We start from the raw sequence: 16,993 nt of genomic DNA on the forward strand, positions 1-16,993 counted from the left end.
GCTGACTTTGCGGGCGCTTATCTACTCTTTTGATCGCGTGTTGAGGAATGGGCAGGTGGGCAAACCGGCCAGGCGGGCCTTTGTCCGGCTTGTGTGCAATTACCTGGGGAAAACCCCTCCCCTTGAGGAATTCAAGGAGAAGCACGGATATTCCCCGCCCGGCTTCATCGCCATCAGCCCCACCCGCGCCTGCAACCTCGATTGCGTGGGTTGCTACGCCGGGACCGAGGCCCAGCCACAAACGTTGAACTTCGCCACCTTCGACCGGATCCTCCGGGAGATGAAGGAGCTTTGGGCGGGGAGCCGTTCCTGTACAGAAGCGATGACAAAGACCTCCTCGATATCGCAGGGCGGCACCTCGACATGTACTTCCTCGTCTACACCAACGGCACCCTGATCGATGAGAAAACCGCCAGGCGGATGGGGGAACTGGGCAACATGGCCCCGGCCATCTCGGTGGAAGGAAAAATGGCGACGACGGAAGAGCGCCGGGGGAAGGGCGTGTTCGGCGAGGTTATGGACGCCTTCCAGAACCTCCGCACAGCGGGGGTCCCGTTCGGCGTCTCCATGACCGCCACCCGGGAAAACTGCGACGAACTCCTGTCCGATGAGGTGGTGGAGTTCTACTTTGAGGAGCAGGGAGCGCTGTACGGCTGGATCTTCCAGTACATGCCGATCGGCAAGAGCTACGACCTCTCCCTCATGATCACCCCTGAACAGCGGTTGCGGCTCCAGCGGCGGATGTGGCAGGTGATCCGAGAGAAGAAGGTCTTCCTCATGGACTTTTGGAACTCCGGGACGGCGGTGCACGGCTGCCTTGCCGCTGGAAGGCAGGCCGGCTACTTCTACATCAATTGGAATGGGGACGTTACCCCGTGTGTGTTCATCCCCTATGCCGCGATCAACATCTACGAGGTCTACGAGCGGGGCGGCACCATCACGGACCTCATGGAGATCCCCTTCTTTAAGGAGATCCGCAGCTGGCAGAAGAGCTACGGCTATAAGACCAAGCCTCAGGAAACCAAGAACCTCATCTTGCCCTGTCCTCACCGGGATCGTTTCGACTTCCTCCTTTCGCTCGTCGAGAAACACCGGCCGAAGCCCATCAACCGCGAGGCGGAGAGAGCGCTTTTGGCCCCGGCCTATGTTCAGGGGCTCCGGGAGTATGACCGGGCCTGCGCAGCGGCTCTCGATCCGGTGTGGGACCACGAGTACCTCCGGGGGGGTGGCGAAGGGCGATGAGGCACCTGAGCTTGAACCGGTGGCCCAAGGTCAGCGTGGTGGTGCCGGCGCTCAATGAGGAGCGAGAGATCGGGGAGTGTTTGGCGAGCCTGGCCCATCAGACCTTCTCCGATTTCGAGGTCATCGTGGTCGACAACGGCTCCTCAGACGCAACCGTCTCCGTCGCGCGAAGCTACGGCGCCCGGGTGATCCACGAACCTCGGCGAGGGCCAGGCTACGCGAGGGAGGCGGGTTTCCAGGCGGCGCGGGCGGACATCATCGCCGCTACCGACGCGGATACGGTGGTTCCACCTGACTGGCTTGCGCGGATCCACCGAGCGTTCGAAGAAGACCCAGAAGTGATCGCGGTGTTCGGCCCATTCCAGGCCAAGCCGTCTTCGGCGCCCACGGTTTTGGGGAACCACCTGTTGCCCGTTCTCGAGATCGGGGTGGTGGTCGGGCAAAGGATGGCTTGGCGCACGAGGGTTCCGTTGTTCTCGGGGGCTAACTTTGCACTCCGACGGGACGCCTTCCATAAAGTGCGTGGCTTTCGCTCCCTCAGGAGCGGCCACATCTACGCCTCCTCAGAGGACATCCTCCTGGGGTCAAAACTGCGTCGCTTGGGCAAGGTTCGGTATCTGCCGGACCTCGTTGTATGGACCTCCGCCCGCAAGGTGCGGCCGCTGAGCCCTTGGACATTGACGTTGATCGGGGATGGTTTCCGCATGGCAGGACGAGTACTCCTGGGAGAAAAGGGCCTCTGATGCCGAAGGTTTTTCCACTGGTGCACACGGCCATGGAAAGGGCATGGACGAACAAAGCGCTCTTCCTCTCCCTGGCCCTGGGGGTAGGCCTCGTCTTCGCGGTGGTGTGGATGGCCCGCCCCATGGCCATCCTCGCCCGGATGGGGGGCTTGGGGGCGACGGGCATCGCCGCGCTCCTTCTCAACTTCGGGGCCAGTTTCTCCTGCGGGGTGGAAGGATGGAGGGCACTGCTCCGAGCCCACGGGATACGCCCTTCGTTTTCCTCCACCTTCGGAATCATGTCCGGGGGCTATGCATTAGGATACTTGATCCCTTCATGTTACCTCGCGGGCGAGCCCGTACGGGCGCTTCTGGGTTCCCGGAGATTTTCGGCACAAGGACATGAATGGCCACGATTGTTGTCGAGAAGGTCCTCTTCGCGGCAGGGGTGGCAGCTCTGTTGGTTGGGGCTGGCGTAGTGGGGCTGCGGAGCGGGCTCCCCCCTGTCCTCCACGTCGTGCCTGGCCTTCGTCCGCCGTTTCCTCCCCCGCTGGGCCTTCCTGGAGGGGGGGAGTCAGATGCTCCTCGAGATCGAAGGCGACGTCCGAAAAGCCCTATCTGGTCGCCGGGGAGCGGTTGCCAACGGTGCCGGATTACCCTTTCGATAGGGCTCAATGCGCTAGCCCCGCTCATCTTTTTCGCTTTCGCCTACGGGCAAATTCTCTCGCTCCAAGAGCTTGTCCTTTTCTTTGCCCTCAGCACCATTTCCTCCCTCTTCTCCTGGCTGACCCCTGGTGCCATCGGGATCGCCGAGGGTGCCTATGCCGGCATCTTCGGCATCATGGGCCTGCCGATCGATGGAGCTGTGGCGTTCGCCTCCGGTGGGGCGAGAGTGGGCGGGGCCTACGCTGCAGGGGTGTCTGTGGAACGAATCGAACAGGAGTGGCTGAACACCGACCTGCCGAAGGTGGTCCGCAGTTTCCTCCCCACGTTTCCCCGGGCTGGGCTGAGCTCAGGGGGCGAGCTCAGGAAGTACCTGCGCTCCGTGTTGGGGGACGTACGGATCGAGGAGCTTTCCATCCCGTTCGCGGCGGTGGCGTGCGACATCGACACCGGGGAGATGGTCGTGCTCAGGGAAGGGCCGCTTGTGGATGCCCTGCGGGCCTCGGTCTCCGCCTTGGGGAGGAGCTCAAGAGCCGCACCTGGATCCCCGGGAGCCTGGTCGGGCTTCTCGAGGAGGTGTTCCGGGAGCGGCCGGAAGACGAACGTCCTCTTCCCGGGATCTACAGCATCGTCAATCAAGCGCTTGACCAAGGCGCTTCCCGAGCTATAATCGGGTCCGATATATCGGAACCGAAGGAGGAAGGATGTTCGCACGGGGGATGCTCAAGTACTGGGTGCTCCGGGTCCTCTCGGAGCGGGAACGGAGCGGCTACGAGGTCATGAAGGCCGTGGAGGAGAGGATCGGATGGCGCCCCTCCCCGGGCTCTATCTACCCCTTGCTCCAGCTCCTCTCCGACCAAGGCCTCATCCAAGGGCGGGTCGAGGACCACAAGACGGTGTGGTCGCTGACCGAGGCCGGCCTGGCCGCCCTCTCCCGGGGCTCCGAGCGCAAAGAAGAGTGGCTGCGGGCCCTGGGGACCACGGAGAAGGCGGTCCTGGAGGCGTTCGGGGACCGGGCCCACCCCCTCCGCATCATGCCCCGGCTCGCCGCCCTCCTGCACGAAGCGATCGCCGCCGGCAAGGGCCGGGAGGCCGCGGGGATCCTCGAGGAGGCTGGGCAGCGCCTCTCCGCCCTCGTCGGGGAGTGAGGAATGGCCTACGCGATCGAGGTCGAGGGCTTGGTCAAGGTGTACCGCGGGGGGGTCCGGGCGGTGGATGGGGTCTCCTTCTCCGTCGAGGCGCGGGAGATCTTCGGGTTCCTGGGCCCCAACGGGGCCGGAAAGTCCACCACCATCAAGTGCGTGGTCGGCCTCCTTAAGCCCACCGCCGGGACGATCCGCGTCCAGGGCGTGGACGTGCACCGCGATCCCGGGGTGGTGAAACGGACCATCGGCTACGCCGCCCAGGAGACAGCGGTGGACGACCGCCTCACCGGCTGGGAGAACCTCTGCCTTCAAGGGCGGTTCTACCACCTCCCCCGGGCGGAGATCCGACGGCGCGGGGAGGAGGTGCTCCAGCTCTTCGGCCTGTGGGAGAGGAGGAAGGACCTGGCCGAGACCTACTCCGGTGGGATGCTCAAGCGCCTGGACATCGCGTGCGCCCTCATCCACCGCCCCAAGATCCTGTTCTTGGACGAGCCCACGTTGGGCCTTGACGTCCAGACCCGGAAGACCATCTGGGAGTACATCGAGCGGCTTAGGGAGGAGCACGCGATGACCATCTTCCTCACCACCCACTACATGGAGGAGGCGGACGCCCTCTCCGATCGGGTAGCGATCATCGACCGCGGGCGGATCGTGGCCCTGGACACCCCCGGCGCGCTTAAGGCCGGGATCGGCGGCGACCTTATCACCGTCCGCTTCGCCGCCGAGGACGGGAGGCTGGACGGGGTGCTCTCCGCCGTCCGCGCCCTCCCCGGGGTGCGGGAGGTGAAGGGGGGCGAGGACGGCATCCATCGGATCGTGGTCGAGCAGCACGGCGACCGGCTCATCCCGGAGATCGTGGCCGTAGCCACCCGGCATGGGGTGGGGATCGCCTCCGTGCGCCTCAAGCGCCCCACCCTGGACGACGTGTACCTCCACTACACCGGCCAGGAGATCCGGGAGGCGGAAGGGACGCGCGAGGAGATCTTCAAGTCCCGCCGGATGCAGAGGAGGGCCCGAAGATGACGTTCTTGGCCGATGTCTGGTACGTGGCCTGGCGGGAGCTCGTCAAGTTCTTCCGTGCCCGGGTGCGCCTGGCGGTGACGTTGGTCCAGCCCGTCCTGTGGCTGGGGCTCATGGGGAACATGATGCAGGGGCTCACCGCCAACCCCTACATCCAACAGTTGCTCGGGACGGGGAGCTACCTGGCGTTCATGACCCCGGGGATCGTCCTCATGACCGTCCTCTTTGGCGGGGTGTTCTCAGGCATGTCCATCGTGTGGGATAGACGCATCGGGTACCTGGAGAAGCTCCTGGCAGCCCCGATCTCGCGGGGGGCGATCCCGCTCGGGAAGATGCTCGCTGCGGCGGTCCAGGGGGGGATCCAGGTGCTGATCATCGTGCTCATCGCCACCGGGTTTGGGGTGCGGTTCGCCACCGGTCCGGGCGGCGTGGTCGTGATCCTCCTCATCGCCATGGTGTTCAGCATGATCTTGAGCGGCATTTCCCTCACCCTGTCCGCCATCTTGAAGACCCAGGAGACGCTGATGGCCGTGGTCAACTTCCTCACGCTCCCCGTGATGTTCACCAGCAACGCCCTGTTCCCGAAAGAGGCGATGCCGGGGTGGCTGGCGGCCATCGCCCGGGTTAACCCCGTCACCCACGCCGTGACGCCGATCCGGGAGCTCGCCATCGTGGGCTGGAACTGGGGTGGCATGGCCTCCGGGATCGGGATCACCGTGGGGCTGGCCGCTCTCGCCGCCCTGGTGGCCCAGTGGACCTTCCGGCGGGCGACGGTGGAATGAGGGACAGGCCGGTGACTCGCGGATGTCCTCCCGAGGTGCTAGGCCACCACCCGCAGCGCCGCCGGCCGCAGCGCCACCTCGAGGTCGCGCACCCGCTCCGGGAGGAGCTCCCCATCCATGTGCACCGGAAGCGGCCGGTCGCTTCTGATCGAGATCCGCTGCGCCTTCCTCGCTTGCACCCGGGCGAGCTTGAGATAGCTGCCATCCCGGGTCTTGGGGAGCACCCAGAACCGGACCAGGCGTGGGTAGTTGCCGATGAGTCCGACGTCGACCGTCCCGTCGTCGATCGCCGCCTGCGGGGCGAGGCGGAATCCGCCCCCGGCGTAAGGGCCGTTCATGACCGACACGGACAGGAGCTTTCCGGAGAACGCCCACCCGTCGCCCTGCACCTCGGCGTGAAAAGAGCGGAAGCGCACCACCTCCAGGATGGTGGCGTACAGGTACCCGATCTCCCCCTTGAGGATGCGCATGCGCCGGTAGTCCGCGGCGATCTGGCCCTCGATGCCCATGCCGAAGGAGTTAAGGTAGAAACGGTCAGCGGCCTCTGCCACGTCCACCGTGCGCACGTGCCCCTTGGCCAAGAGAGCGGCTGCCGCAGACAGATCCTTGGGAATGCCCATGACCCGGATGTAGTCGTTTCCCGAGCCCATGGGTAGGATCCCCAACGGGACGGTTGTGCCCACCAGACCCTGGGCCACCTCGTTGATCGTCCCGTCGCCCCCCGCGGCCACCACCAGGGATGCGCCCCAGGCCACCGCCGCGCGGGCGAGCTCCGCCCCGTGTCCGGGCCGCTCGGTGCGGACGATGGTGGCTTTGAGACCCATCTGGTCAAGGGCGTTGCGCAGCTCCGTTTCCCTTGTGCCGGCCCGGCCGCGATCCGCCGCCGGATTGAGGATCACGAATGCCTGGTTCATGGGCGAATTCTACACCGAGTGCGATCGAGATAACACCAACCGTGCCCACACAGACAGGTTTGGGTAGATCACATGAACCCTACTGCCTCCGGTGGCCCCGGGCATCGGGTTGTCCCTGAGGCCGGCCTCCGGTAGTCTAGGACCTCGACACACATCCCGGTGCCCGGGTAAGGGATGAGCCTATGAACAACAAACAGGACTTGATGGACAAGGTCGTTTCGCTGTGTAAACGGCGGGGGTTCATTTTTCAATCGAGCGAGATCTACGGAGGAATCGGCGGGTTCTGGGACTACGGCCCCCTCGGGGTAGAGCTCAAACGGAATGTCAAGGAAGCGTGGTGGCGGGACATGGTCACCGGCCACGACGACACCACCCCGCCCCCGGGGATGCCGTCGGCGTACGCGATGGTCGGCCTGGAAACGACGATCATCATGCATCCCCAGGTGTGGAAGGCAAGCGGCCACTACGATCTGTTCCACGACATGCTCGTGGACTGCCGCCACTGCAAAGCCCGGTTCCGCGCCGATCAGCTCCAAACCGGCCAATGCCCGCTCAAGCCAAGCAAGCACCCCGGTGAGCACACCGCCTGTGACCTCACCGAGCCGCGGGAGTTCAACCTCATGTTCAGGACCTACGTCGGGGCGTTGGTGGACCCGGAGTCGGAGGCGTTCCTGCGGCCGGAGACGGCCCAGGGGATGTTCGTCAACTTCAAGAACGTGCTGGCCACGGCCCGGGTGAAGCTCCCGTTTGGCATCGCCCAGACCGGCAAAAGCTTCCGCAACGAGATCACCCCCCGCTACTTCACGTTTCGTTCCCGCGAGTTCGAGCAGATGGAGATCGAGTTCTTCTGCCGCCCGGCGGAGTCCCCCCAGTGGTACGCGTACTGGCGGGACCGTCGGTTCCAGTGGTACGTGTCCCTGGGGCTCTCCAGCGAGAGGCTCCGCCTGCGCGAGCACGGCCGAGAGGAGCTCAGCCATTACAGTTGCGGTACCGCCGACATCGAATACGCGTTCCCGTTCCTTCCCCAGGGCGAGTTCGGCGAGCTTGAGGGGATCGCGCACCGCGGCGACTTCGACCTCCGCAGCCACATGGAGGGCAAGCTCGTCCGGCAAGGGGACGAGCTCGTGGTGGAGCTGGGCCCGGACGGGAAACCCCGGCACCCGGGGAGCGGGAAGGACCTCACCTACTTCGACGAGGAGACCCAGGAGCGCCTGATCCCCCATGTGATCGAGCCCTCGGCCGGAGTGGATCGGTCGGTGCTCGCGTTCCTGTGCGAGGCGTACGCCGAGGATGTTGTTCCTGACGAGAACGGCGTCCCTCAACCCCGGGTAGTCCTGAAGCTCCATCCGCGTTTGAGCCCGGTCAAGGTGGCGGTGTTCCCGCTCGTCAAGCGTGACGGGATGCCGGAGGTGGCGATGGACATCTACCGCGAGCTCAAACGCCACTGGAACGCGTTCTACGACGAGAAGGGCTCCATCGGCCGCCGCTACCGGCGTCAGGACGAGTCGGGAACGCCGTTCTGCATAACCGTGGACAGCCAGACCCTGAAGGATGGGACGGTCACCGTGCGCGACCGCGACACCACCCTCCAGGAGCGGGTGGCAGCCAAGGAGTTGGTGACGTTCCTGCGGGAGAAGCTGGGGCCGGTGTAGGGGACGCTTCCGTGGTGGGCGTGGGGATGGGCGAGCCGGCGCGGGCCGCGCCCACGTGAAAGGGGAACGAGGACATGCTCGGTTACATCGCGTTTGCCCTGCGGTATGGGGTGTGGAAGCTTGCTAACCTCCATCGTCGGCTGCGGTGGGCCCCGGACTACGTGCTGTTCGTCCTCGACGGCACGTACCCCGACCTTCGCCCCCCGCGGGCCGGTTTCGTCCAGCGCAAGCTGTTCCCGCCCGAGACGAGCCTCCAGGACCTGGCCGAGCGGTTCCGCGCCGTGGCCGGCGACCCGCGCGTGCGGGGCGTGGTGCTCAACTTGCGGTTCTTGGACATGCCTCTCCCGCAGCTGCAAACGCTGCGCGACCTGATCGCGGAGCTTCAAGCGGCTGGGAAACGGGTGGTGGCTTGGTCTACCCGGTACGACACCGCCAGCTACTACGTGGCCTGCGCCGCCGACGAGATCCTGCTGCAGCCCGGCGGGGGGATCGCCCCGCTTGGGCTCCGGCAGGGGTTCCTGTTCCTGGCCGATGCCCTGGAGCATCTGGGGATCCAGGCCGATGTGGTCCAGATCAGTCCGTACAAGACGGCCTTCGACACGGTGGCCCGGAGCAGCATGTCCGCGGAGATGCGGGAGATGGTGGACTGGCTCATGGACGACCGCTACGCTCAGCTCCTCCAGGGCATTGCCACTGGGCGGCGCATGGACGAGGGCCGCGCCACGGCGCTCGTGGACAACGCGCCGTACACCGACCTTGGGGCGGTGGAGGCAGGGGCGGTGGACCGCCTGGCCCGCGAGGAGGACCTGCCGGCATACCTGGGGACCGCCAACCGTCCGGCCCGCCTGCTCCCGTGGGAGGAGGCGCGCCCGCGCGTGCGGCGGCCGCCCCTTCCCCGTCCAGGCCGCTATGTGGCTGTGCTCCGGATCGAGGGGACCATCGTGGACGGCCGGAGCCGGCGGCCGCCGTGGAAGCCCCCGGTGCGGGTGCCGCTCGTGGGGGGACCCCGCGCCGGGGACCTCACCGTGGTCCAGGAGGCACGCCGGGCCCTGGCCGACAGGCGTGCGGCGGCGGTGGTGGTGTACGTTGACTCCGGCGGCGGCTCGGCCACGGCGTCGGAAGCGATGGCCGCGGCCCTGAGCAAGCTCGCGGCGAAGAAGCCGGTGGTGGTGGCGATGGGGGCGGTGGCCGGGTCCGGAGGCTACTACGTGGCTACCCCGGCGTGCTGGATCGTGGCCCAGCCGGGGACCATCACCGGGTCCATCGGCGTCCTCGCCGCGAAGATCGTCACCGCAGGCCTCCTCGATAAGCTCCGGTCCCACCGGGAACTGATCACCCGCGGGCAGCACGCCGCGTTCTACGACCCCGGACGGCCGTTCAGCGATGAGGAACGAAAGAAGGTCTGGGAGAGCATTCACCGCACCTACGACGTGTTCGTGGACCGGGTGCAGGACGCGCGCCGCCTGTCGCGGGAAGCGCTGGACATCAGCGGTCGCGGCCGCGTGTGGACGGGCCGGCAGGCACGGGAACGGGGCCTGGTGGACGAGCTGGGCGGGGTCGAGGCGGCGCTGGCCAGGGCCCGGACCCTGGCCGGGCTGCACCCGCGGGCACCGGCGCGGGAGGTCAAGGTGGGCAAGCGGTGGCTGGCACCGGCTCAAGAACGGGCAACGCTCCTGGAGTATGCCCTGGAGGGGTTGCGCGCCCTGGAGCGCGCTGGCCCGCTCCTCCTATGCCCGCTCCTGTGGTCCGACGAGGGCGAAGGACCGTGAGCCGCGCGTGGGCCCTTGCTACCCCAGCGCGCGGGGATCGGTGATCTTCCCCGTCACCGCCGCCGCGGCCGCCACCGCCGGCGACCCCAGGTACAGCTCCGCCTCCGGTGACCCCATCCGCCCCTTGAAGTTGCGGTTGGAGGTGGCGAGACCCACCTCCCCCGGGGCGAGGATCCCCTGATGGGCCCCCAAGCACGGTCCGCAGCCCGGGTTGAGCACGAGTGCCCCGGCGGCCACGAACTCGGCGAGCAGCCCCTCCTCCGCCGCCTGCAACCACACCTCCTGCGATGCGGGGAGCACGATCATCCGGACCCCATCCGCCACCGGCCGCCCGGACATCACCTCGGCTGCCAGGCGCAGGTCCTCGATCCGCCCGTTGGTGCACGTTCCCAACACGACCTGGTCCACCTTCTTCCCCGCCACTTGGGAGATCGGCACTACGTGGTCCACGTCCGGCGGACAGGCCACCTGGGGCTCGAGGTCGCCCACGTCGAACCGCATCACTTTCTCGTACACCGCATCGGGGTCGGGGTAGATGGGGGTGAACGCATCCTTGGTCCGGTCGGCGAGGTAGGCGAACGTGGTCTCGTCGGGAGCGATGAACGCGTTCTTGGCCCCCATCTCCGCGGCCATGTTCGCCATCACCATCCGGTCGGGGATGCCCATCCTCTCCACGATCGAACCGGCGAACTCCACCGACCGATACAGGGCTCCGTCAGCGCCGAGCTTGCCGATCAAGTATAGGATCACATCCTTGGCCGTCACCAGCTCAGGGAGCTCCCCCTCGAGCTCGATCCTGAAGCTCGTCGGCACCTTGAGCCACAGCTCGCCCGTCGCCCACAGGGCGGCCATCTCGGAGCGGCCGATGCCGGCCGAGAACGCACCCAGCGCCCCATACGTCGGGGTATGGGAGTCCGCCCCGAGGATGAGGTCCCCCGGTCGAGCTAACCCTTCCTCCACCACCACCTGGTGGCAGACGCCGCGGCCGACGTCGTAGAACCGGATTCCCTGTTCGCGCACGAACTCGCGGATGTCCTTGTGGTTCTGGGCGTACTCCACGCTCGCTGCCGGGACCACGTGGTCGAGGATCACCACGAACTTCCCCGGCTCCTTCACCCGTTTGAGGCCGATCTTGTGGAAGAGCTGGACGATGGCCGCGGTGTTGTCGTGGGACATCCCGAGGTCCGGCCGCGCGGTCACGATCTGGCCCGGCTCCACCTCGGCAAGCCCCGCCTTCTTCGCCAGTACCTTCTCCGCAAACGTCTTGCCCACTAGCTCCTCCTTCGGCTTACCCGTCACCGATCACGGCCCTTGGATGGTGTCGAACGTGATGAAGTCGGCGTGGTGAACCACCGCCCCCTCTGGGGAGCGGGGGTACGGGTCTCCTTCCTTGGAGTGCACGGCGATGATGTGCACCACCTCTGGGGGGAGCCCGGCCGCGTAGGCGAGGGCCGCACCAGAGAACGGGTGCCGCAGCGCCTTCCCGGACCGGGACTTCTGGAACTTGCCTCCTGCCTCCGCAACTTCCACGAGCTTGCCCACGTCGTGGAGGAGGGCCCCGGCGATGAGCACGTCGCGGTTCAGGGGCACCCGGTCGCCAAACTCCTCGCGAAACGTGTCGTACGCGGCACGGGCGATCTTGGTCACCGCCCGCACGTGCTCGAGGTAGCTGATGCCCGAGGCCTTGAGCAGGGTGAACGGCATCCGCGCCATGTCCGCTGGCTTCCAGCCGCCCTCGGCCAGGGCCCGGGCGTACGTGTCCAACACCGCGTCCCGGAGCGTCCGGTCCTCGATCCAATCCACCTCTGGCAGGAGCTTCCTGATTTCCTCGTTCATGCCCAACCCTCCACCTTCCGCACCACGTCGATGATCGTGCCGTCCCGCCACTGGATCACGCCCACGATCTCGTCGCCGAATATCGGGCTCTTCCCTTTCCCCACCAGCCGCTCCGCCGCCGCCTTCATCTCCTCAAGGGTTCGCACCGGGAGCCCCGCCCGCCTGAGGTCCTCGGCGAGGTCCGGGCGGCGCGGGTTCACGGCGATCCCCCGCTCGGTGACCACGAGGTCGATCACCTCGCCGGGGGCGGTGACGGTGGCAACCTGGTCCCGGATCATCGGCACCCGGCCGCGCAGGGTGGGCATGGTGATCACCGTCACGCGGGCCCCGGCGGCCACGTCCTGGTGCCCACCGATCCCATGGAGAAGCTGTCCGTCGGAGTGGGTGTTCACGTTGACGTTGAACGCGAGGTCGACCTCGGTCCCTCCGAGGAACGCGAAGTCCAGCATGTACGTGGCGCACCCGAGGGAGTTGTAGTCGGCGTAGAACCCAGGGGTGATCGGCTGGTGCCGCGGATTTGTGCGCAGGGACTCCACGGCCTCGCCATCGAACGCCTGGCCATCGAGGATCGTCCTCACCAGGCCCTCCTTGAGCATCGCCACCAGGTACTTCGTCGTCCCACCGATGGCGAACGCCGCGTGCACACCGGCTCTCGCCATCTTGCGGGCGAGGATCTCCTGGGCAGCGAGCGAAGTCCCCCCGGCGCCGGCCTGGAAGCTCATCCCCTCCCGGATCAGCCCTGCGGCGGCCACCGCGTCTACGGCGAGCTTGGCGATCCTGAGCTCGGTGGGCGAGCGGGTGACGCGCAGGGTGCCGGTGACGATCCCGGCCGGGTCGCCGACCTGGTCCACCACCGCCACCTGGTCCACGTACCCCTGCTCGATCGTGGGGGGCACTGCCGGATACGGTACGAGGTTATCGGTGACCACCACCACGTGGTCGGCACACCAGGAATCGATCACCGAGAACGAGATCGGCCCGCACGCGTTGGGACCGTGGATCCCGTTGGCGTTGCCGTATGGGTCGGCCTCGGAGGCGGCGATGAACGCGACGTCGATCTTGACCTCGCCGCAGGCCACCGCCCGCCACCGACCGCCGTGGGAGCGGAGCACCGGAGGTTCCTTGAGCTTCCCGCCCTGGGACACGTAGGCCCCGATCGGGCCGTTCATCGAACCCTCGATGCGGGTGAGCACCCCGTCCTGGATGTGCCGGACGAGGGGCTCGTGGCAAGGGAACAGGGCGGTGGCGAACAGCCGCAGGTCCTTGATCCCGAGGCGGGCGCAGGTGTCCACCACCTGGAGCACCAGCTTGTCCCCGTCGCGGAAGCAGTGGTGGAAGGAGATGGTCATCCCGTCCCTGAGCCCAGAGCGGCGGATCGCCTCCTCCAGGCTCGGGGCGAGCTTGCCCGCCCCCGGGCGGGTGGTCTTGAGCGGCCCCCCGACCCGGTGGCCCTGGGGCACGGTGGCGAACGCCCCCTGGAACGGACGCACCGGTTTCCCGGCGATGGTCTCAGGGATCTCCCGACCCACAGCGTTAACCGGCATTGCCCACCTCCATCCCCAGGGCCTGGGCCATGGCGAGCGTCCTCTTCGCGCGCAGGAGCACCGGCCGGTCCACCAACCGCCCCTGGTACGTGACCGCCCCCAGGCCCTGTTCCTCCGCGGCCTCGGCCGCTTCCACCACCCCGCGGGCCCACGCCACCTCGTCGGGGCTGGGGGCGAACACCTCGTGCACGGAGTCGATCTGCAACGGATGGATCACGCCCTTCCCGTCGAACCCGAGGTTCCTCGCGCTCAGGGTCTCGACGCGCAGGCCGGCCTCGTCCTCGACGTCGGGGAACACCGTGTCCGAAGCCTGGACCCCAGCGGCCTTGGCCGCGGCCACGAGGTGGGACCGCGCCCACAGAAGGGCTTCCCCGGACCGGCTGCAGCCCACTTCGCGGGTGTAGTCCTCGGCCCCGAACGCGAGACAGACCACCCGCTCCGAGGCCTGGGCGATGTCGAACGCGGCGAGCACCCCGCGGGGGGACTCGACGATCGGCATGATCCACAGGCGCCACGGCAGACCGTACCGGCCTTCGAGCTCGTAGAGGAGCCCGGCCAGTTCCGTCACCTGGACCGGGGACTCCGCTTTGGGGAGACAAACCCCGTGGGGCCGACCACCGACCACCACCCTGAGGTCCTCCCGTCCGCCCCGGTCGAGGGGGTTGATGCGCACCCACAGCTCGGTCCCACCGAAGTCCATCGTCGCCAGGGTCCGCCGCACCAGGAACCGGGCCGCGTCCTTCTCCCCTGGGGCTACCGCGTCCTCGAGGTCGAGGAGCAGGCAGTCCGGCCCGAACGACTCGGCGAACGCGAGCAACCGGGCGTTCCCGCCGGGGACATAGAGGCGGCTGCGGCGCAGGCGGTCGCGGGCCGTGGCTTGGCGGGTGGCGACGAGCGGGAGCGGTTGATGGAACGCCTCCCCACCACCGGTGGCCCGCGCGAGCGCTGCCTCGACCCGGGCCGCGATCACGTGGTCGTAGGCCCCGGCCTCGATCACCTCCACCGCCGCCCCGCCCACCCCGTAACGGGTCAGGGTTTCCCGAACCACGGCCTCGATGCGCTCCTGGTACATGGGGCCGGACTTGGAGCGCACGGCGATGGTCAGCCCTTCTCCCGGGCGCACCCGCACCAGGGCGTCCGATCGTTCCTCGGTGCCAGCGATCGCTTCCCGTTCCAGTCGCATCGGCCCCTCCTACGCCAGCAAGAGCGCCAGGACCGCCTTCTGGGCGTGGAGGCGGTTGGCGGCCTGATCGAAGATCACCGACCCCGGGGCCCGGGACGCCTCGTAGGTGATCTCCTCCCCGTAGTGGGCAGGCAGGCAGTGCATCACGAGGGCCCCAGGCTTGGCCATCTCCAGGAGGTTGAGGTCGATCGTGAACCCCTGGAACGCGTGCCGCCGCTCCTCGGCGCTCTTCTCCTGGCCCATGCTCGTCCACACGTCGGCGTACAGCACATCCGCCCCCCGGGCGGCCTGCTTCGGGTCGTAGAGGATCTCCACCTCGGCCCCCAGCGCCCGGGCCGCGTCCACGATCTCGGGCTTGGGCTCGTAGCCGGCGGGACAGGCGATGCGGAACCGAAGGCCCAGCTTGGCCGAGGCGTTGATCAGGGAGTGGGCAACGTTGTTCCCGTCCCCGACGAACGCGATCGTCAGCCCCCGGAGCTCCCGCTTCTTCTCCCAGATCGTGAGCATGTCCGCGAGCGCCTGACAGGGATGGAGGAGGTCCGACAGCCCGTTGATCACGGGCACGGTGGCGTAGCGCGCCAACTCCTCGACGATCTCGTGCTCGAACACGCGGGCCATGATCCCGTCCACGTACTGGGAGAGGACGATCGCGATGTCCTCGATGGTCTCCCGCTCGCCGAGCCTGATGTCATCCGGCCCGAGGCAGAGGGCGTGGCCCCCGAGCTGGGTCATCCCCACCTCGAACGAGACGCGGGTGCGCAAGGACGGCTTCTGGAAGATCATCGCCAGGGTCTTGCCGCGGAGCACGTGCTCGTGAGAGATCCCGCTCCTGAGCTCCCGCTTCAGGTGGGCGGCGAGGTCGCGGACCTCCCAGATCTCCTCAGTCGACCAATCCGCAAGGGATACGAGATCGCGTTTCACGGGCTTCACCTCCCTATTGGACGGACAAGATCTCGCGGACCACGATCCGGCGCTTGGCGAGCTCGGCGATGAACTCCGCATAGAGGTCGCCGGCGATCGCGTCCTCCGGGGCGACGATGCCCGTGGCCTTGATCTTGCCTGCCCCCACGAACCGGGCCCCGATCGCCGCCGCGAACCCGGTGACCCGGGCCATGGAGGAGATCCCGGTCTCCCGGTCCGCTTCGTCCCACAGGTAGTAGTCGATGCGGGCCCTGCGGCCGCCCTTGGTGCCCTGGACCGTGTTCCACATCACGCACACGTCGGTGTCCTCCGGGCCCGGCTGGAGCTTGGGCGTGAGCAGGTGCGACAGGAACTCGCGGGGGACGACCTCCTTTCGGCCCACCCGCACCGGGGTCAGGTCGAGGAGGCCGCACTCCTTGAGGACGTCGATGGCCTGGTAGTGGCCGGGCCAACGGATCGTCTTCTCCGCGAACTCGCGGAGCTCTGGCCGGGTGTAGATGAACGAGGGCATCCCTGGGGTGATGGCGCACTCCAGCTCCTCGTCCACGCCGAACTGGCGGAACCGGAACCGCTCCCGGTCGGTGAGGGCGTCCACTTCCACCACCTTGCCCTCCGTGATCACCTGGACCTTGATCATGTACTCGCGTAGGACGTGATCGAACGCCCAGGTGACCATGTACCGCAGGGGATGGCGGGCGGCGGCAGCCTTGGCCGGGATTCCCCCGACCCGGGCGATCGCCGACTCCGCGCGATCCAGCTTACGGATGCCTTCCCCGACGGTGATGTTGGAGAGCCCAGGGGCGAACCCAATCCCGTCGAGGAAGGTGACCTCGTTCTTCACCGCTTGCCCGTGCAGCCATTCCCCGTACTCGGCAGCCGACATCCCCGGCGGTGTCTCCAGCCCCTCTGTCTCGTACGCGTCCGGCCGCCGGTGGTATTCCTCGAGCATGTCCACGATGTGGAGCCCGTTTTCGATGGCCAGGTGGGCGACCTTGTAGCTGGTGCGCCGGTCGGGGAGGGCGATCACGCCCACGTCGTACTCGGCCATGGCCCGCTGGGCCTCCGGCCCGCTTGCGTCCACCTGGTGCAGCCGGATCTTGGGACTGCCGATCCACCGCTTCGTCCGTTCCAGCGCCGCTTTTGATCGGGCGACGAGGCCTACCGTCTCCACCGTGGCTTCCCTGGCCAGGTCCCACGCCACCGCCGCCCCGATCTTCCCCGTGCCCCCGAACACAAGGACCTTCATCCTTCCACTCCTCTCCGGTTGCTGCGCCTCCGGTCCTGCTATTCGCGCTCCGCGTACTTGGTGGTCACGATGTGGGTGCTGGTGGAGGAAACGCCCTCCACCTTGCGGATCTCTTCGGTGACGATGTGGTTGAGTTCAGCCACGGAAAAGCTGGACGGGAGCTCCTCGAACTCCAGGTACGCGATGATGTCGTAGTCACCGAATACCGTGTCCACCCGTTTGACGTGGGGCTTATGGCGGATGATCTCCGCCACCTTCCCCTCGGTAGCGCCGCGGCAGCGAATCAACACGTACGCTGAGACTGCCATTCTTCCCCCCTTTACTCCCCATGTTAGCCGGGCTCCTTCCCGTGGG

16 protein-coding genes are annotated in these 16,993 nt (G+C 67.4%); 8 read left to right on the plus strand and 8 right to left on the minus strand.

The annotated features are described in order from the left end of the window. The first annotated feature begins 291 nt into the window (after window positions 1-291). From NUV94_01790 to NUV94_01815, 6 genes are all read left to right on the plus strand, one after another. Window positions 292-1,242: a radical SAM protein gene (locus NUV94_01790; GenBank protein MCR4391521.1), complete on the plus strand. Its 951-nt coding sequence runs from the start codon at window positions 292-294 to the stop codon at window positions 1,240-1,242. After that, window positions 1,239-1,985: a glycosyltransferase gene (locus tag NUV94_01795; protein ID MCR4391522.1), complete on the plus strand. Its 747-nt coding sequence runs from the start codon at window positions 1,239-1,241 to the stop codon at window positions 1,983-1,985. Before NUV94_01790 ends, NUV94_01795 begins: the two co-directional genes overlap by 4 nt. A gap of 820 nt (window positions 1,986-2,805) precedes the next feature. Then, the gene (locus NUV94_01800; GenBank protein ID MCR4391523.1) at window positions 2,806-3,297 is read left to right on the plus strand and encodes a hypothetical protein; all 492 of its coding nucleotides are present in this window, start codon (window positions 2,806-2,808) and stop codon (window positions 3,295-3,297) included. 34 nt (window positions 3,298-3,331) lie between these two features. Next, window positions 3,332-3,775, plus strand: a complete 444-nt coding sequence (locus NUV94_01805; protein MCR4391524.1) for a PadR family transcriptional regulator — start codon at window positions 3,332-3,334, stop codon at window positions 3,773-3,775. Window positions 3,776-3,778: 3 nt separating this feature from the next. Continuing rightward, complete coding sequence (locus tag NUV94_01810; protein ID MCR4391525.1) at window positions 3,779-4,795, plus strand: ATP-binding cassette domain-containing protein; 1,017 nt, start codon at window positions 3,779-3,781, stop codon at window positions 4,793-4,795. Beyond that, window positions 4,792-5,574 carry an ABC transporter permease gene (locus NUV94_01815; protein MCR4391526.1) on the plus strand — a complete coding sequence of 261 codons (783 nt, stop codon included), beginning with the start codon at window positions 4,792-4,794 and terminating at the stop codon, window positions 5,572-5,574. Before NUV94_01810 ends, NUV94_01815 begins: the two co-directional genes overlap by 4 nt. A gap of 38 nt (window positions 5,575-5,612) precedes the next feature. On the opposite strand, the gene NUV94_01820 is transcribed toward NUV94_01815, so the two are convergent. Further along, entirely contained in the window at window positions 5,613-6,488 is an 876-nt protein-coding gene (locus tag NUV94_01820; protein ID MCR4391527.1) for a diacylglycerol kinase family lipid kinase, read from the minus strand. A 203-nt stretch (window positions 6,489-6,691) separates the two neighbouring features. On the opposite strand from NUV94_01820, the gene NUV94_01825 reads away from it, so the two are divergent. Together NUV94_01825 and NUV94_01830 are read left to right on the plus strand one after the other, a co-directional pair. Continuing rightward, complete coding sequence (locus NUV94_01825) at window positions 6,692-8,140, plus strand: glycine--tRNA ligase (GenBank protein MCR4391528.1); 1,449 nt, start codon at window positions 6,692-6,694, stop codon at window positions 8,138-8,140. 74 nt (window positions 8,141-8,214) lie between these two features. Then, complete coding sequence (locus tag NUV94_01830; GenBank protein ID MCR4391529.1) at window positions 8,215-9,909, plus strand: S49 family peptidase; 1,695 nt, start codon at window positions 8,215-8,217, stop codon at window positions 9,907-9,909. A gap of 18 nt (window positions 9,910-9,927) precedes the next feature. Here NUV94_01830 and NUV94_01835 read toward each other — a convergent pair whose 3' ends face one another. The 7 genes from NUV94_01835 to NUV94_01865 all read right to left on the minus strand — a co-directional run bounded on the left by NUV94_01835 (window position 9,928) and on the right by NUV94_01865 (window position 16,947). After that, window positions 9,928-11,127 carry a 3-isopropylmalate dehydratase large subunit gene (locus NUV94_01835; GenBank protein MCR4391530.1) on the minus strand — a complete coding sequence of 400 codons (1,200 nt, stop codon included), beginning with the start codon at window positions 11,125-11,127 and terminating at the stop codon, window positions 9,928-9,930. An 84-nt stretch (window positions 11,128-11,211) separates the two neighbouring features. Next, entirely contained in the window at window positions 11,212-11,745 is a 534-nt protein-coding gene (locus NUV94_01840; GenBank protein ID MCR4391531.1) for an HD domain-containing protein, read from the minus strand. After that, window positions 11,742-13,289: a citrate lyase subunit alpha gene (citF, locus tag NUV94_01845; GenBank protein MCR4391532.1), complete on the minus strand. Its 1,548-nt coding sequence runs from the start codon at window positions 13,287-13,289 to the stop codon at window positions 11,742-11,744. The genes NUV94_01840 and citF overlap by 4 nt, the downstream gene beginning before the upstream one ends. Then, window positions 13,279-14,472 carry a citrate lyase acyl carrier protein gene (gene citD / locus NUV94_01850; GenBank protein ID MCR4391533.1) on the minus strand — a complete coding sequence of 398 codons (1,194 nt, stop codon included), beginning with the start codon at window positions 14,470-14,472 and terminating at the stop codon, window positions 13,279-13,281. Before citD ends, citF begins: the two co-directional genes overlap by 11 nt. Before the next feature lie 9 nt (window positions 14,473-14,481). Beyond that, entirely contained in the window at window positions 14,482-15,393 is a 912-nt protein-coding gene (gene argF / locus NUV94_01855) for an ornithine carbamoyltransferase (GenBank protein MCR4391534.1), read from the minus strand. Window positions 15,394-15,406: 13 nt separating this feature from the next. Next, a complete protein-coding gene (locus NUV94_01860; GenBank protein ID MCR4391535.1) occupies window positions 15,407-16,639 on the minus strand; it encodes a saccharopine dehydrogenase NADP-binding domain-containing protein in 1,233 nt (410 codons plus the stop codon). Between the two features lie 38 nt (window positions 16,640-16,677). Continuing rightward, window positions 16,678-16,947 carry an Lrp/AsnC ligand binding domain-containing protein gene (locus NUV94_01865; GenBank protein MCR4391536.1) on the minus strand — a complete coding sequence of 90 codons (270 nt, stop codon included), beginning with the start codon at window positions 16,945-16,947 and terminating at the stop codon, window positions 16,678-16,680. Window positions 16,948-16,993: the final 46 nt, after the last annotated feature.

The organism is Candidatus Acetothermia bacterium (assembly GCA_024653305.1).
In the GTDB taxonomy this organism is placed as follows: domain Bacteria; phylum Bipolaricaulota; class Bipolaricaulia; order Bipolaricaulales; family Bipolaricaulaceae; genus JACIWI01.

Coding starts and splice junctions, on each gene's coding strand:
- NUV94_01795 (MCR4391522.1), top strand. CDS start 1,239: ATGAGGCACCTGAGCTTGAACCGGTGGCCCAAGGTCAGCGTGGTGGTG.
- NUV94_01800 (MCR4391523.1), top strand. CDS start 2,806: ATGGGCCTGCCGATCGATGGAGCTGTGGCGTTCGCCTCCGGTGGGGCG.
- NUV94_01805 (MCR4391524.1), top strand. CDS start 3,332: ATGTTCGCACGGGGGATGCTCAAGTACTGGGTGCTCCGGGTCCTCTCG.
- NUV94_01810 (MCR4391525.1), top strand. CDS start 3,779: ATGGCCTACGCGATCGAGGTCGAGGGCTTGGTCAAGGTGTACCGCGGG.
- NUV94_01815 (MCR4391526.1), top strand. CDS start 4,792: ATGACGTTCTTGGCCGATGTCTGGTACGTGGCCTGGCGGGAGCTCGTC.
- NUV94_01820 (MCR4391527.1), bottom strand. CDS start 6,488: ATGAACCAGGCATTCGTGATCCTCAATCCGGCGGCGGATCGCGGCCGG.
- NUV94_01825 (MCR4391528.1), top strand. CDS start 6,692: ATGGACAAGGTCGTTTCGCTGTGTAAACGGCGGGGGTTCATTTTTCAA.
- NUV94_01830 (MCR4391529.1), top strand. CDS start 8,215: ATGCTCGGTTACATCGCGTTTGCCCTGCGGTATGGGGTGTGGAAGCTT.
- NUV94_01840 (MCR4391531.1), bottom strand. CDS start 11,745: ATGAACGAGGAAATCAGGAAGCTCCTGCCAGAGGTGGATTGGATCGAG.
- citF (MCR4391532.1), bottom strand. CDS start 13,289: ATGCCGGTTAACGCTGTGGGTCGGGAGATCCCTGAGACCATCGCCGGG.
- citD (MCR4391533.1), bottom strand. CDS start 14,472: ATGCGACTGGAACGGGAAGCGATCGCTGGCACCGAGGAACGATCGGAC.
- NUV94_01860 (MCR4391535.1), bottom strand. CDS start 16,639: ATGAAGGTCCTTGTGTTCGGGGGCACGGGGAAGATCGGGGCGGCGGTG.
- NUV94_01865 (MCR4391536.1), bottom strand. CDS start 16,947: ATGGCAGTCTCAGCGTACGTGTTGATTCGCTGCCGCGGCGCTACCGAG.